This is a genomic window from Streptomyces sp. RLA131 (assembly GCF_056270125.1).
In genome coordinates, this window is sequence record NZ_JBWDOQ010000002.1 from 7,166,571 (window position 1) to 7,180,829 (window position 14,259).

General features: G+C 68.6%; 13 protein-coding genes and 1 pseudogene. 7 read left to right on the forward strand and 7 right to left on the reverse strand.

The features are described 5' to 3' along the window. Positions 1-9 precede the first annotated feature (9 nt). Positions 10-516 carry a hypothetical protein gene (locus RWE79_RS33425; RefSeq protein ID WP_475943818.1) on the forward strand — a complete coding sequence of 169 codons (507 nt, stop codon included), beginning with the start codon at positions 10-12 and terminating at the stop codon, positions 514-516. Positions 517-598: 82 nt separating this feature from the next. Here RWE79_RS33425 and RWE79_RS33430 read toward each other — a convergent pair whose 3' ends face one another. The 4 genes from RWE79_RS33430 to RWE79_RS33445 form a co-directional block, all read right to left on the reverse strand. Continuing rightward, on the reverse strand, positions 599-1,033 hold the full coding sequence (locus RWE79_RS33430) for a hypothetical protein (protein WP_475938094.1): 435 nt from the start codon (positions 1,031-1,033) through the stop codon (positions 599-601). Between the two features lie 125 nt (positions 1,034-1,158). Then, a protein-coding gene (locus RWE79_RS33435; RefSeq protein ID WP_475938095.1) for an IS630 family transposase occupies positions 1,159-2,222 on the reverse strand; the annotation gives its coding sequence in 2 pieces (ribosomal slippage) (positions 1,159-1,755 and positions 1,758-2,222; 1,062 coding nt in all). Positions 2,223-2,714: 492 nt separating this feature from the next. Beyond that, positions 2,715-3,329, reverse strand: coding sequence for an ATP-binding protein (locus tag RWE79_RS33440; RefSeq protein WP_475943819.1), 615 nt, complete (start codon positions 3,327-3,329; stop codon positions 2,715-2,717). Then, positions 3,326-3,646, reverse strand: a complete 321-nt coding sequence (locus RWE79_RS33445; protein WP_475943820.1) for a hypothetical protein — start codon at positions 3,644-3,646, stop codon at positions 3,326-3,328. The genes RWE79_RS33440 and RWE79_RS33445 overlap by 4 nt, the downstream gene beginning before the upstream one ends. 242 nt (positions 3,647-3,888) lie before the next feature. Here RWE79_RS33445 and RWE79_RS33450 point away from each other — a divergent pair, with 242 nt between their 5' ends. Both RWE79_RS33450 and RWE79_RS33455 read left to right on the forward strand, forming a co-directional pair. After that, on the forward strand, positions 3,889-5,046 hold the full coding sequence (locus RWE79_RS33450) for a helix-turn-helix transcriptional regulator (protein WP_475943821.1): 1,158 nt from the start codon (positions 3,889-3,891) through the stop codon (positions 5,044-5,046). Positions 5,047-5,059: 13 nt separating this feature from the next. Beyond that, a complete protein-coding gene (locus RWE79_RS33455) occupies positions 5,060-5,779 on the forward strand; it encodes a 5-formyltetrahydrofolate cyclo-ligase (protein WP_475943822.1) in 720 nt (239 codons plus the stop codon). An 18-nt stretch (positions 5,780-5,797) separates the two neighbouring features. Here the strand turns inward: RWE79_RS33455 and RWE79_RS33460 are convergent, their stop codons facing one another. The 3 genes and pseudogenes from RWE79_RS33460 to RWE79_RS33470 form a co-directional block, all read right to left on the reverse strand. Beyond that, positions 5,798-6,907 carry a DUF3644 domain-containing protein gene (locus RWE79_RS33460; protein ID WP_475943823.1) on the reverse strand — a complete coding sequence of 370 codons (1,110 nt, stop codon included), beginning with the start codon at positions 6,905-6,907 and terminating at the stop codon, positions 5,798-5,800. 347 nt (positions 6,908-7,254) lie between these two features. Further along, positions 7,255-7,566, reverse strand: a pseudogene (locus tag RWE79_RS33465) (ATP-binding cassette domain-containing protein); the annotation flags it as partial. Between the two features lie 82 nt (positions 7,567-7,648). Then, on the reverse strand, positions 7,649-9,088 hold the full coding sequence (locus tag RWE79_RS33470) for an RICIN domain-containing protein (protein WP_475943824.1): 1,440 nt from the start codon (positions 9,086-9,088) through the stop codon (positions 7,649-7,651). A 587-nt stretch (positions 9,089-9,675) separates the two neighbouring features. Between RWE79_RS33470 and hpnC the strand changes: the two genes are divergently transcribed. From hpnC to RWE79_RS33490, 4 genes are all read left to right on the forward strand, one after another. Beyond that, positions 9,676-10,545, forward strand: coding sequence for a squalene synthase HpnC (gene hpnC, locus RWE79_RS33475; RefSeq protein ID WP_475946264.1), 870 nt, complete (start codon positions 9,676-9,678; stop codon positions 10,543-10,545). 7 nt (positions 10,546-10,552) lie between these two features. Continuing rightward, positions 10,553-11,479, forward strand: a complete 927-nt coding sequence (gene hpnD / locus RWE79_RS33480) for a presqualene diphosphate synthase HpnD (RefSeq protein ID WP_475943825.1) — start codon at positions 10,553-10,555, stop codon at positions 11,477-11,479. A 130-nt stretch (positions 11,480-11,609) separates the two neighbouring features. Then, a complete protein-coding gene (hpnE, locus tag RWE79_RS33485) occupies positions 11,610-13,055 on the forward strand; it encodes a hydroxysqualene dehydroxylase HpnE (RefSeq protein WP_475943826.1) in 1,446 nt (481 codons plus the stop codon). After that, on the forward strand, positions 13,052-14,200 hold the full coding sequence (locus tag RWE79_RS33490) for a polyprenyl synthetase family protein (protein ID WP_475943827.1): 1,149 nt from the start codon (positions 13,052-13,054) through the stop codon (positions 14,198-14,200). Before hpnE ends, RWE79_RS33490 begins: the two co-directional genes overlap by 4 nt. Positions 14,201-14,259 lie beyond the last annotated feature (59 nt).

Here is a 14,259-nt window from a genome sequence, read left to right on the forward strand (position 1 = left end):
GGCACACCAATGTCGCAAGAGACTGGCGGCGGCTTGTCCGCCGACGAGAAGGTCGAACGCTTCAAGCGAATGCTCCGCGACCTCAAGAAGGGCGCTGGTCTCACACCGGAACGTGCGGGCGGTAATACCTTGCGGTTCATGCGCAGTCTGGGCGCACCCACGGCGAACGCCTCGTATAGGTTGCTTCGCTCCGCCCTGGATTCAATGGACGAGAACTACGACTACGTGAGGGCACTCCAGAACGCCTATGGCGGTGAAGGGCTGGCGGACGATCTCAACGCCCGTCGCGGAGTCTTCGCCGCTGAGCACGGGATCACCATGTCCCGGGTGAAGGATCTTGAAGAAGTCGGAATCCAAGAGTTCTACCACCTCCTGGTGACACCCACACAGGCGACCGAACCGACGACATCTGACGCCGACGCATCCATCAAGGAACTGCTGCTCGGTCTTACTGAGGCCGTCAAGGAGCACACAGCGGTTCTACGGGAGATCAGCGCCAAGCTCGATCGCCAGTAGTACCTATTGAACTTGAACTCGTGATGTCGGCCTGACCTCGGGTGTCGGCCGACATCAATCAACTTGCAGTAGCTGACTCGGCTTACCAGGCGGGGCGCTTGTCCTGACGGTCCGTCGAGAAGCCGGTGGGCACGGTCGCTTCGGTCCGCAACAGCAGGCCCGGGTCGGGCGGAAATTCATCGGTTGTCGGCGCTGGGCCGTGCAGGCGCCTATGGCCCGGGACCGGCAATTCGACCAGCACACCGTCGCGCATCATCCACAGCCCGAAGCAGTCATCTTCCTCGTCATGGATCAGCACCTGCACGCTCGCCGGATACGGCCACGCCAGGGATTCCAAGTGCCGCAGCAGACCTGACCGCGGACGCACGCGGTTGAACTCGATCATCCACCCGTCAACAAACATGTCCAGCCGCTCGAAGTGGCCCCGCCAGCTGCGCGAGTCATCCGGCCGTGTCAGTGGCTCCATCACATCGTCCGCGTACGGCGCCAGCACGATGACCTGCGCAATTCTGCTCATGCCGAAGTATCAGCGCACTCCATGGGCCGGTGGCAATCGAATTCCGAGGCGACGGGCGAGGGAGAAGACCCGCCTGGGCAGCGGCAGCACCCAGTAAGCCGACGGGACCACATCCGCGAAGCCGATCACTTGCTGAGGGTCAGGCCCGTGCCGGCCAGGCAGCCGTCGATGACCTCCGGCCGGTACTGAAGCATCTTGAGCTTGCGTTTCACGGCGCGGGTGATCTGACTGAGGTCCGCAGCGGCAAGGTTGCCGATGTCGCGTTTGACCAGCGACCAGATGCCCTCCTGCGGGTTCAGGTCCGGGGCATACGTCGGCAGCTGGAAGACGGTGAGCCAGTCGGCATTGGCCTCGAAGAACTCCCGCAACGGCGCGACCAGATGCATGCGCAGGTTGTCCCACACGAGGACGATCGGGCCGCCCAACTGCGTGCGGGCGCGGAGAATCAGGTCGCGGTAGTCCTTCCAGCCGAAGCCCTTCGGTTCGTCCTTGCGGCCCCGGTACTCACGGATCGCGTAGATCAGCCGGGACCGCTCACCGGGCTTGTAGCAGGTCATGCCCGCCATCGACACCCGGCCCGAGCCACGTCCACGCACGCGGACAACTGGGGTACTGCCTTGGCGGCCCCAGGTCCTGGCACGCGGCGGCGTCATCGACTGGCCGGCTTCGTCCTCGAAGACCACCCAGGCGCTGTTCGCCGCCGCGGTGCTCTTACCCGCGGCCAGACCTCCCGCTTCCACAGCTCCACCGCGTCGCCATCGCGCTCGATCGCGCGCCGAGCAGGCTGCTGCCAGGACCAGCCGTGCCTCCTCAGCAGCCGCCACGTGCCCTCCACGGTGTACGAGACGTGGAACAGCCGGCCGATCATCGTCTTCACCCGGGCCAGCGTCCACCGCTGATCGGTCCACCCATGGGCCAGCGGGCCACGCTCCAACTCCCGCTCCAGCCTGGCCATCTGCGTCTCCGACAGGCGAGGCCGCCCCGGCGATCCCTTCGACGCCACACCGGCCAGGCCCTCCTCGCGCCACTGGCGCCGCCAGCGTTCCACCGACCGCTCCGAGACCCGCAACGCGGCAGCAATCTCCCGATTCTTCTCCCTGCCCTCGAAGCACGCCACGGCCTGGACCCGGACCCGCTCCCGCGCGGCCCTCTCGGCGTCGGTCAAGCCACCACCCTGCGGATATCTCACCTCACCAGGGCTACCGAGCCCACCTGCACGCTGTCCGGCGAACAGCCCGACATCACCCGATCAAGTTCAGTAGCAGCACTCCGACAACCCCGCCCCGCCCCCCAACAGCGAAGAACGCCCCCGCGTCCGCGTCGGGGGCGTTCTTCATGCTCGGGATTTTTTTCTGTAGTTCAGCCACCGCAAGGAGGCTGCGCGACCAACTCTCCGACCCTGTCGGGGTGGGAACTGCAACTGCTCCAGTGGCCAGGCCCGACGCCTCAGTGCGAACCAATGCGACTGCTGCATCCGGAAGATGCACAGATGACAGGCGTACAGCGGTGACGGCTTGTCCTGCACGGTCATCTCTCCAACTACCGCCACGGGGACCCCGACCGCTTCGCAGCGAAAGCACGACCCGCGGAACCAGTCGAACAAGTCCCATATTCGCTCTGGCCTCATCGGGCGCCGACCGGCTCTTGGTCGGCACGTTCTACCGTCAGCCGGCCGCGGTGCTCAGATCGCATCGGTCATCCGCGCTGCCGAGTCCGCCAAGGTGGTCGTGGTCAGAAGACGGTCGAGGAGCGCACGGCGTGCTTGGTGTTCGTCTGCGCTGTACTTCGCTCGAAGTCCACGCGGCAGGATCAAGGGCGCGTGCTCGTAGATACAAGCGGACGGTTCCAGGGGGAAGCCGAGCGGAAGTTCAGCCCACACGATCTTGCCACCGACGCTCGGGCGGTAGACATTCCACTGCTTCGCCAACACATCGACGAGCAGCAGGCCGCGCCCGCCCTCGGCGTCTTGGTCGGGGTTCCTTCGTACAGGTGCCGCGCTTGTTCTGTCGTAGACCTCGACGAACAGGCTGGCTTCGATGGCACGGATCTGCGCTCCGATGACCACCTCGTCGGTGGTTTCCTCCGTCCCCGCCTGTGCGTCGGTGATGCTCGCCAGGACAGCATTCGTGGCCAGTTCGCTCATGATGAGCGCCACCGTTTCCACGTGCTCTTCCAGATCCCAGAGCGTCAAGGTGTGCCGTACGAACAACCGCGTCGCAGCGACGGCTTGAGGGATGGCGTTCAAGCGGACCGAGGATGCCAGCAGAGGAATCGGGGTCACGTCGGCGGCGCTCATGACGCGGTGCTCCTCTGCTGCGTGATCTTGTTTTGGATGACCCACAGCCGCGCACCGATCTCGCGCTCGATGTGGTCGCGCATGGCAGCTTGCAGACCGGGGAGTCGGGCGAAGTGCCAGAGAGACGGCACGATGACGTGCTTGACCTCAGCGGTCTTCAGGGCATCGACGAGGGCGAAGAAGGCGGATTCATCGCTGGCACCGAGCCGTTCGATAAACAACCGCTCCAACTCGAATCCTTCGCTGAGGGTGTAGCGCCTCAACTCCCCCTCGATTGCCGCGTTTTCATCTGGATCATCGCTTGCGGCGAGTCGCATGTATCCGAACATGAGCGGTCGCATCCGTTCCTCCTGGGGGACTGGAACGGCTGGCGAGCAGCGGCACGGGGATTCCATCTGCTCGCCAACCTGCCAGCTAGAGAAGCGGTTTGACCTGCAAAGACACCACAGCAAACGTGCGGCACTCTTGCCGCATCCATGGGGGATTCCTGGCGCTGGCCTGCACGGATGCCACCTGCACCGTTATGGTGAAGGCTCGCCCCCGCACGGAGGGATGGGCGATGGCAGCGAAGCGGATGAAGCTCGTCCGGCGTCGTAAAGCGGCAGGCCACACCCAAGAGAGCCTGGCCGAGTTTCTTGGTGTCGAGCGCTCGACAGTAGGACGTTGGGAGTCTGCCGAGACGGAGCCGCAAGCCTGGTTACGGCCAAAACTTGCTCGCGCGCTCAAGGTGTCGAACGAGGAGCTTCAAGCGCTGCTCGATGACATCATCGTCACCGACTCACGCCCCAGCGAGCGGATGACCTATGCCCTGGAGAATCCGGCGTCGGCCGATCTCATGGTGGTTGCCTACATCCATGAACGGCTGCGGAAGCTAGATGAGTTGTACGACCAAGAAGCATCGACGGCGCTGCTTGGTCGAGCCGGTCAACTGCACGGCCAGGTGCGCTTCCTCCGAGAGAACGCCGCCAACCCACGCGTGCGCCGAGCGCTGTACGAAATCGAAGCTGATTCAGCGATGATCATGGGGCAACTGGTCTGGGACGTTTCTCAACGCCGTGACCACCACGCGCCGGTTCAGTACTTCAAGGAAGCCGTCGAGGCTGCCCGTCATGCCCGCGACCCATCGACGGAGGCGTACGCCACTCTGCGAATGAGCTTCGTGGCGCTGTACGGAGAGAAGAACGCGGTTCGCGGTGTGACGCTCGCTGAACAAGCAGCCGACGCCGCCCGCATGGTCAGTCCGTCACTCACTGGGTTGAGCCTGCTTCACGTTGCCGAGGGGCACGCCATGACCGGCGCGCTCACCGACTGCGAAGCGGCGCTCAGGAAGGCGGAGGCCCAGTTCGACCGTGTCCACCCCGATGATCTGGCTGCGCCCTTCTACACGGTGAACGAGTTCAACCGGCTGGCAGGCTCGTGTTACTTGGCCCTCGACCTGCCTGAGCGCGCCGAGCCCATCTTGCGTATGACTTCACGGGCGTTGGCCAGCAAGAAGAAATCTCAGGCCATCACCCTCGGGAACCTCACCTTGGCGCTCATCCGTCAAGGAAAGCTCGACGAAGCCGCTGCAACCATGCACCGCACCATTGATGCCGTGGAGCTGACGCGTGGCGGGGGTGGTCTTAATCTGGCCTTCTCTGCCGGACGCGAGTTGCGGCAGTGGAGGACGGAGCCATGGGCGCAGGAGATCAACGATCGCTTGCTTGCCCTGATGTAGAACGGGTGAGGCGTTGACGGACATCGACCAGGCGAAGCAGGCCGTACGCGAGCGGGTGTGGCGGCGACTCATCGACGGCGGCGGTGCACCGGCCGATTCGTACGGGAAGATTCCGGGCTTCTACGGAGCTGAGGCGACAGCCGAGCAGCTGGCAACTCTGGATGAGTGGCAACGAGCAACCACCGTCAAGGCCAACCCGGATTGGGCGCAGCTTCCCGTCCGCGTCCGTGCCTTGAAGGACGGCAAGCGCGTCTACATGGCGGTTCCGAGGATGGCCAGTCCCGAACCCTTCTACCTGCTCGATCCCAAGAACCTGACGCTCTCGCCCGAGGAGGCCGCCGAGAAGAAGGGTGCGGCTCAGGTTGCCCGCCGCGTCGGCGTTGAAGAGGTCGAGCCGATCGACATCGTGGTGTGCGGCAGCGTGGCCGTGAACCGGTCGGGTGCCCGCATTGGGAAGGGCGCCGGGTACTCCGACCTTGAAGTCGCGCTTCTGATCGAAGCCGGCCTCGTCACTGAGTCGACCGTGATTGTCGCGCCCGTCCACGCGCTCCAGGTGATCGAGGACGACATCCCCGAGACCGAGCACGATTTCTCGGTGGACTACATCGTCACGCCCGACGAGGTGATCCCCTGCCCCAACCGCCGACGGCCGAGCGGCCTGGTGTGGGAGGACCTCACGGCCGAGAAGATCGCGGCGATTCCGGTGCTAGCGCGGCGGAGGGCTGCGCGGTAAGCGCAGCCCGTCACCCGTTCAGGCAGTCTTCCCCATGGAACGCTCGTCGAGCATGGGGTCTGCCTGCTTCGGCAAGGTGGTCACCTGCTTCAAGCGAGGGTCCTTGCCGAAGAATTTGCGGTACTTGTCGACCGTGCCGATCTCCTTGACGATCTTCGCTACCCAGGCATCGGTGTACAGGTAGGTGTTGACCGGCTCGTCGTAGATGCAGTAGCGCGCATCGGTGATGCACGGGTCGGCACTTCCCACAGCCGGACGGACGCCGAGTCGTCGCCACATCTCGGTGTGCTCACCATGGACACTGAAGCAGAACGGCAGCTTGGCCTCGACGCGCTCGGCGACGACCGATGCCCGGAGCTTCGCCGGGTTCATCGTCTCGACGTGCTTCACCTTGGTGATGACCGTCCCGGTACGCCCCGCCTTGGTCATGACCGCGCGCTCGCTGTCGGTCAACGCGTCCAAGTTGACGAAGTTGACCGCTAGGTCGGCATCGGTTTTCTTGCCGACGATGGGCACCAGCCGCACCCGGTAGTCGTACTTCAGATCATCCAGTACGTCCGAGTCGATGGCCGCCTCGAACTTCGCCACCAGGTCGCGGGTTTTCTTCGGCAGCTTCTTCGCCGCATCCTGGAGTTGCTCGCGACCTTCGGCGGTGAGCGTCTGGAGAGCGATCGGGAAGCGTAGCTGATCAGCGAGGCTGAAGGCGGGGCCGAAGTGGTCCACCATCTCCTGCTCGTAGTTCATGACGAGCGCCTGCGCCTTGCCGCCGGTCACGATCTTCAGGTTGTGCTCGTACCGGTGCTCCACCTTGTTGCGGAGCGCCACGAAGAGCTCGGCGTTCAAGCGCACCGGGTCGGCACTGTTGGTGTAGCGCTGCTTCAAGCACCACTCCAGATCCCACGCCTTCGGCTCGCCGTCGATCAGCTTGTACTGACCGGTCTGGGCGTCCTTGTAGTGGTAGTCGATCTTGGCCTCGTGGAACTCCGCATGAAGCAGGTAGTGCCACGCCTTGTGCATGTGGGTGAGGAAGTCGCTGTAGTTGCCGCTTGAACAGTTCCACTCGTCAACTGCTTTGAGGGCGTGCCGCTGCGACTCGATGAGGATGTGCTTCCAACGGGCGTATGCCATGTCGTGCGTCCTTCGCGTTCATAGGAAGGATCACACTTACGGCCACCTCAGGACAAGCGGGATTCCCACGACGCGTTAGGAGAGGCAGGGGCATCATGTGCCACAAGATCACTCGCGTGAACGAGCCGATCGCCCCTTGTGGTCGGACGCTTCTAACTTGCAAGATCACCCGATTGGATCGGCCACATTTTTCTGCGGCCCTGCGGGCTGCTCCTGGTGGTCGCTGGCCGAGTGGCGATCCGTGCGCCGTATGGCTCTGAGCTGCGGTTTTAGCGCTTCGTGCGCCCCTACTGCTGCCCTGGCGGCAGGGGTAGACTGGGGGCTGTCCCACTACTTCGTGGGTGCATTCGCTGCCCGAACACCGCGCCGATGTTACGGGCGTTGCGTTCGCGGTACGGGACGGTGCCGACGACCGAGGCCTCACCGGAGGTGGGGGTGAGGATGCCGGTCAGCATCTTGATCGTGGTCGACTTGCCGGCGCCGTTGGGGCCGAGCAGGGCCAGGAGTTGGCCCGCGGCGACGCTGAAGGAGACATCCCGGACGGCGGTGACCGTCACCCGCTCGGGGTCGACGAGCGAGCGCAGGGTGCCGCGAAGTCCGGGCCGCCGCTTGGTGGTCTGGAAGGTCCTGGTCAGTCCCCGGGCTTCGATCGCGGCCATACGGACGAGCCTGACGCGCCGCGCCGGGCCACTGCAAGCGATTTCTCCGGGGCCGGCCGCCCCACCCGGGCCCGGACGAGGGTCACTTGAGGGCGTCGTCGACCTTGAACCGTCCGGTGGTGCCGTCCTTGGCCCGCACGAGTACGACGGCGCTGTCCTTCGCCCGGCTCCCCAGACCGAGCCGCAGGCCGGTGTCGGACTTGCACACCACCACGGTGTAGCCGGCCCGCGGGTAGACCTTCAGCAGCCACATCTGGCTCTGCTCGCCGATCGCGCAGGGTCGCTGGACGACGGCGGTGCCCTTCTTGGGAGTCCGGCCGATGTCCAGGCACAGGCTGCTGGCCGCGTTGCGCAGCTTCACCGCGTCCCCCTCCACGTCGAGCACCTTCCACTGCTGTACCGCGGAGGAGTCGCAGCCGGCCTGGACCGGAATGGCGCCGAGGACGCCGGAGCCGCCGGTGATCTCCAGGCAGCGCTTCGTCGCCGAGCTGACCAGGGTGATCGTGGTGTCGGCCGTGACGGTGGACGGGCTCTCGGCCGGGGTGACGCCGGCCGGTGCCGCCGGGGCGGACCTGCTCGCGGCGCTCCGCCCGGTGGTGGCCACCGCGGTGGATCCGGCGCCGTCGGCCGCCCGGTCGTCGGACAGGGCCGGCACGATCGCGGCGGCCACCCCCGCCACGGCCGCCGTCGCCAGCACCGCCACCACCGCGACGGCGCCCGCCGGGAACCGCCGCCGCCGCGGCTCGTCGCGGCCCTGCCCGGAGACGTCGGCGTCGTCCTGCGGCCCGATCGGTACCGGCAGCGCCGAACGCAGCCGGGCGCACTCGGTGAGATAGGCGCGGTGGCCCCACATCAGCAGCCGGGCGGCCAGCGCGCCGCTGCGGCCGCCCTCGGCCCGGGTGATCAGCTGGAGGTCGCGGTAGCCGGCCGAGCAGGACGGGCAGATCGCCAGATGCTGTTCCAGGTCCTCACTGGTGCGCTGGTTGGTGCCCCGGACCACGGCCCCGAGCATCCGGCTGTAGTGGTGGCAGTCCGGTCCCGGCGCACGGTCCGTCAGCCGCCGCAGGCAGCTGTCGCGCAGCGCGTCGACGGCGGCCACCGCCTCGTCGTCGGGGCCCGGCTCGCCCTCGACGACCTGGTGCCACAGGGTGTGCCGGGCCCGGTCCGGCAGGGCGTTGAAGGCCTGGAGCACCAGGGAGGCCTCCTCGGCCCGGCGCATCGTCTCCACCGGGCCGAAGGAGGCGGTCAACTGCTCGTACCAGAGCCGGAAGTCCGGTGCCAGCGCCGCCGCCCGGTGGCCGGCCGCCCAGTCGGCGGCCGTGCGGCGCACCTCGGCCAGCAGGAAGGGCCGCCACGCGGTCTCGGGACGCTCGCCGTAGTACAGGCTCGACCGCCCGGCGCTGGCCAGTGCCTCCGTCACCAGGTCGGCGGCGGCCTCCGGGCCGGGGCAGCAGAGCCGCGCGTAGCTGTCCACCGCTGCCCGATGCTGCTGGACGACCGCATCGGTCTCGGCGTGGCTCATTTCGTTCTCCCCCAGGGCTGCGCGTGTGCTGTCACCTCGCAATGGGTTCATAACAGTCTGTTACTGACTAGTACCGCACGAATCCTGAAACATTCACAGCAGATTCTCATGAGGAGTGGAGAATGCCGGACCTGGACGTGGGGTAATCCAATGCGCCCGTCCGGCCCCGCTCGATCCTGTCCGCCCCCTGTCCGCCCCTGCCCGACCTCCCGGATCCCCGGCCGCGCGCGAGGAGTTCGGTGGGGCGATCCCCGGAGCCGCCCGCCCCCCGGTGGAACGGGGAGTTTCCCGCCCGGCACGGCGTCGCGGGCGTCGGGCGTAGATCATCCGCACCCCGGCGCACGCCGGAGCGCCCCCGCGCCGTAAGCTGGCACGGTACTCAATCGCCGCTTCTCGGGTGATACGTCCAGCCCTCTTCGGCTGATCGAACGAGCGGCGTGTCCGAAATAGTGTGTTATGGCCAATCGGTGTAGAACGGGGGATGTGACGGCAATGGCGGAGTGGACCCCTGGGAGACACGGTGCGCATGCCGCCCGTGTGCCGGGAAGCACCCGGTGACGGCCGCGCCAGACGCGCAGTCGCGCGCCGTGCTCGACAAGGCCGCGCGTGAGAACTTCCCCGTCGCGCCGTTCTTCGTGCCCCGCGCCTGGCGCGCCGACCTGATGGCGGTCTACGGCTTCGCCCGTCTCGTCGACGACATCGGCGACGGCGACCTCGCCGGCGGCGGCCGCGAGGACGCGATCCGCCTGGGCCTGCCGGCGGACGCCGCCGAGGACCGGCTCACCATGCTCGACGCCTTCGAGGCCGACCTGCGCAGGGTCTTCGGGGGCCCCGGCGGCGACCCCCGGCACCCCCTGCTCCGGGCCCTGGAGCCCACCGTACGGCGCTGCGGGCTCACCCCCGCGCCCTTCCTCGGCCTGATCGAGGCCAACCGCCAGGACCAGAGGGTGCGCCGCTACGCCACGTACGACGACCTGCTGGCCTACTGCGAGCTGTCGGCCAACCCGGTCGGCCGGCTCGTGCTCGGGATCACCGGCACCGCCACGCCGGACCGGATCCGCCGGTCCGACGCGGTCTGCACCGCACTGCAGATCGTCGAGCACCTCCAGGACGTGACCGAGGACCTCGGCCGCGACCGCGTCTATCTGCCCGCCGAGGACATGAAGCGTTTCGGCGTCTCCGAAACCGATCTCACCGCCCCGACCGCAGGCGCACCGGTGCGCGCGCTGGTGGCATTCGAAGCAGAACGCGCCCGTGACCTGTTGAATGAAGGCGCCCCCCTGGTGGGCAGCGTCCGCGGCAGACTCAGGCTGCTGCTGGCCGGCTTCGTGGGGGGAGGCCGTGCCGCTCTGCGAGCGGTCGCGGACGCGGGCCACGACGTGCTGCCCGGACCGCCGAAGGCCACCAGGTTCAGCCTGCTGCGTGAGGTGGGGTCGACATTGCGAAGAGAGGGGTGAGCCGTACGTGAACGGCTCCGACCACACGTCCGGCGCGGTGCTCGCCGCCTACCGTTACTGCGAGACCGTCACCGGCCACGAGGCCCGCAACTTCGCCTATGGAATCCGGCTCCTGTCCACCCCCAAGCGCCAGGCCATGTCGGCGCTGTACGCGTTCTCGCGCCGCGTCGACGACATCGGCGACGGCGACCTGGAACCCGCGGTCAAGCAGGACCGGCTCGACGGCATGCGCGCCTCGCTCTCCCGGATCCGGGCCGGCGAGGTGGCCGAGGACGACACCGACCCGGTGGCCGTCGCCCTCTCCGACGCCGCCCGGCGCTTCCCGATCCCCCTGGAGGGGCTCGACGAGCTCATCGACGGCGTCCAGATGGACCTGAGCGGTGACACGTACGAGACCTGGGACGACCTCGCCGCCTACTGCCGCTGCGTCGCCGGAGCCATCGGCCGGCTCTCGCTCGGCGTCTTCGGCACGGTGCGCGGAGCGCGGGACGCCGAACGGGCCCCGGAGTACGCCGACACCCTCGGCCTCGCCCTGCAACTCACCAACATCCTCCGCGACATCCGCGAGGACGCCGCCGACGGTCGCACCTACCTGCCCGCCAACGACCTTGCCAAGTTCGGCTGTTCGGCCGGTTTCCACGGGCCGGTCCCGCCGGCCGGCTCCGACTTCACGGGTCTGATGGAGTTCGAGATCCGGCGCGCCCGGTCCCTGTTCGCCACCGGCTACCGGCTGTTGCCCCTGCTCGACCGGCGCAGCGGCGCCTGTGTCGCCGCCATGGCCGGCATCTACCGCCGGCTGCTCGACCGGATCGCCGCCGACCCCCGGGCCGTGCTGCGCGGCCGGGTGTCGCTGCCCGGCCACGAGAAGGCGTACGTCGCCGCGCGGGGCCTGGCCGGTGTGGACTCCCGCCGGGTCGCCAGGGGGCGGGCGTGACCCGGGGCCCCGAATCGGCCGCACGGGCAACCATGCCCGCGCTGTGGGCGTCCCTCCCTGCGACGGTGCGTGGTGATATGCGTACCGCCGGTGGGGTTCCGCAGGCCAGAGGCTTGGGTAGGGAGGGCGCATGAACGTGCACGACGCCGCGGGCCGCCCCCAGGGGGCGGCCGCTGTGGTGGTGGGGGGTGGCCTGGCCGGCACGACCGCCGCCCTCGCCCTCTCCGACGCCGGCCTGCGGGTCACCCTGCTCGAAGGGCGGCCCCGCCTCGGCGGGCTCGCCTTCTCCTTCAACAGAGGCGGGCTGACCGTCGACAACGGCCAGCATGTCTTCCTCCGCTGCTGCGTCGCCTATCTGCGGTTCCTCGACCGTATCGGCGCCGCCGACCTCGTCACCCTCCAGGACCGGCTGGACGTCCCCGTACTCGACGCCGGACGTGCCAGGGGGCCGCGACTGGGCCGGCTGCGCCGCACCGCGCTGCCCGTGCCGCTGCATCTGGCGGCCGGTCTGGCCACGTATCCGCATCTGTCGCTGCGGGAACGGGCCTCGGTCGGCCGGGCCGCCCTGGCGCTGCGCGCCCTGGATCCCCGGGACCCGGCACTGGACGGCGTCGACTTCGGCAGCTGGCTGGGCCGGCACGGCCAGTCACCGCGTACCGTCGAGGCGCTGTGGGACCTGGTCGGCATCGCCACCCTCAACGCGAGGGCCGCCGACGCCTCGCTCGGCCTGGCCGCCATGGTCTTCAAGACCGGCCTGCTGTCCGACCCCGGCGCCGCCGACATCGGCTGGGCCCGCGCCCCGCTGGGCGAACTGCACGACGCCAGGGCCCGCGAAGCCCTGGACAAGGCGGGTGTACGCACCCTGCTGCGGGCCCGTGCGACGCGCGTCGCACGCGAGGGCGACGGCCCCTGGCAGGTCGAGGCCGAGACCGGTCCCGGCCGGGGCGAGCGCCTCACCGCCGACGTCGTCGTACTGGCCGTGCCGCAGCGCGAGACGTACGACCTGCTGCCCCCGGGCGCCCTGGCGGACCCGGAGGCGCTGCTGCGCATCGGCACCGCCCCGATCCTCAACGTCCATGTGGTCTACGACCGCAAGGTCCTGCGCCGGCCGTTCTTCGCCGCGATCGGCAGCCCCGTGCAGTGGGTCTTCGACCGCACCGGGCACTCCGGGGCGGCGGCGGTCGGCGAGGGCCAGTACCTCGCGCTGTCCCAGTCGGCCGCGCAGGACGAGATCGACCTCCCGGTCGCCGAGCTGCGCGACCGCTACCTCCCGGAGCTGGAGCGTCTGCTGCCCGCCGCGCGCGGCGCGACCGTACGGGACTTCTTCGTCACCCGGGAGCGGACGGCGACCTTCGCCCCCGCCCCGGGGGTCGGCGCCCTGCGCCCGGGTCCTGGCACCCGCGCGGACGGCGTGTACCTGGCGGGCGCGTGGACCGCCACCGGCTGGCCCGCGACCATGGAAAGCGCGGTGCGCAGCGGTCTGCAGGCCTCCCGGGCAGCTCTGACCGCGCTGGGCCGTCCCTACCTTCCCTTCGATCATCATCCCTTCGGCATCGAAGGTCTGGAGCCGGCATGAGCACCACCAGCGCAACGAGCACTACCAGCACCACCAGTTCGATCCAAGGAGAGAAAGTGACCGCTGCCAAGGAGCAGGCGAACGCGGGCGTCGACAAGGCGAGCGTCACCGCGCTGCTGGAGCGCGGCCGCACGCTGTCCACGCCCGTGCTGCGCGCGGCCGTGGACCGACTGGCACCCCCGATGGACACCGTCGCCGCCTACCACTTCGGCTGGATCGACGCCGAGGGCAACCCGACCGCGGGCGACGGCGGCAAGGCCGTACGTCCCGCGCTGGCGCTGCTGTCCGCCGAGGCGGCGGGCGCCCCGCCCGAGACCGGCATCCCCGGCGCGGTCGCGGTGGAGCTGGTGCACAACTTCTCCCTGCTGCACGACGACCTGATGGACGGCGACGAGCAGCGCCGCCACCGCGACACCGTCTGGAAGGTGCACGGCCCCGCCCAGGCCATCCTGGTCGGCGACGCGCTGTTCGCCCTCGGCAACGAGATCCTGCTGGAGCAGGGCACCGTGGAGGCCGGCCGGGCCACCCGGCGGCTGACCACCGCGACCCGCAGACTGATCGACGGTCAGGCCCAGGACATCTCCTTCGAGCACCGCGAGCGGGTCACCGTCGAGGAGTGCCTGGAGATGGAGGGCAACAAGACCGGCGCCCTGCTGGCCTGCGCCTCCTCCATCGGCGCGGTGCTCGGCGGCGCGTCGGAGGCCGACGCCGACGCCCTGGAGGAGTACGGCTACCACCTGGGCCTGGCCTTTCAGGCCATCGACGACCTGCTGGGCATCTGGGGCGACCCGGCCTCGACCGGCAAGCAGACCTGGAGCGACCTGCGGCAGCGCAAGAAGTCCCTCCCCGTGGTCGCGGCCCTCGCGGCCGGCGGTGAGGCCTCGGAGCGGCTGGCGGAGCTGCTCGCAGCGGATGCGAAGGCCGCCGATCCGTCGGACCGTAATGGTATCGAGTCCTTCGACGAGGAAGAGTTCGCGACAAGGGCCGCGTTGATCGAAGCGGCGGGCGGCCGGGAGTGGACCTCCCGGGAAGCCCGCCGGCAGTACGCCACCGCCATCGCCGCGCTCGACAAAGTGGACATGCGGGACGAAGTTCGCCGTAAGCTCGTGGGTCTGGCGGATTTTGTGGTGGTTCGCGAGAAGTAGCGAGAGCAGGACGTGGAGCGCAGTACGTCGCCGGCCGTGAGCGTGTAGCGGCCGACGGC

Excerpts from the sequence above, each read along its gene's own strand:
- RWE79_RS33490 (WP_475943827.1), top strand. The coding sequence starts at position 13,052 with ATGAGCACCACCAGCGCAACGAGCACTACCAGCACCACCAGTTCGATC.
- RWE79_RS33425 (WP_475943818.1), top strand. The coding sequence starts at position 10 with ATGTCGCAAGAGACTGGCGGCGGCTTGTCCGCCGACGAGAAGGTCGAA.
- RWE79_RS33440 (WP_475943819.1), bottom strand. The coding sequence starts at position 3,329 with ATGAGCGCCGCCGACGTGACCCCGATTCCTCTGCTGGCATCCTCGGTC.
- RWE79_RS33450 (WP_475943821.1), top strand. The coding sequence starts at position 3,889 with ATGGCAGCGAAGCGGATGAAGCTCGTCCGGCGTCGTAAAGCGGCAGGC.
- RWE79_RS33430 (WP_475938094.1), bottom strand. The coding sequence starts at position 1,033 with ATGAGCAGAATTGCGCAGGTCATCGTGCTGGCGCCGTACGCGGACGAT.
- RWE79_RS33460 (WP_475943823.1), bottom strand. The coding sequence starts at position 6,907 with ATGGCATACGCCCGTTGGAAGCACATCCTCATCGAGTCGCAGCGGCAC.
- RWE79_RS33470 (WP_475943824.1), bottom strand. The coding sequence starts at position 9,088 with ATGAGCCACGCCGAGACCGATGCGGTCGTCCAGCAGCATCGGGCAGCG.
- RWE79_RS33445 (WP_475943820.1), bottom strand. The coding sequence starts at position 3,646 with ATGCGACTCGCCGCAAGCGATGATCCAGATGAAAACGCGGCAATCGAG.
- hpnE (WP_475943826.1), top strand. The coding sequence starts at position 11,610 with ATGAACGTGCACGACGCCGCGGGCCGCCCCCAGGGGGCGGCCGCTGTG.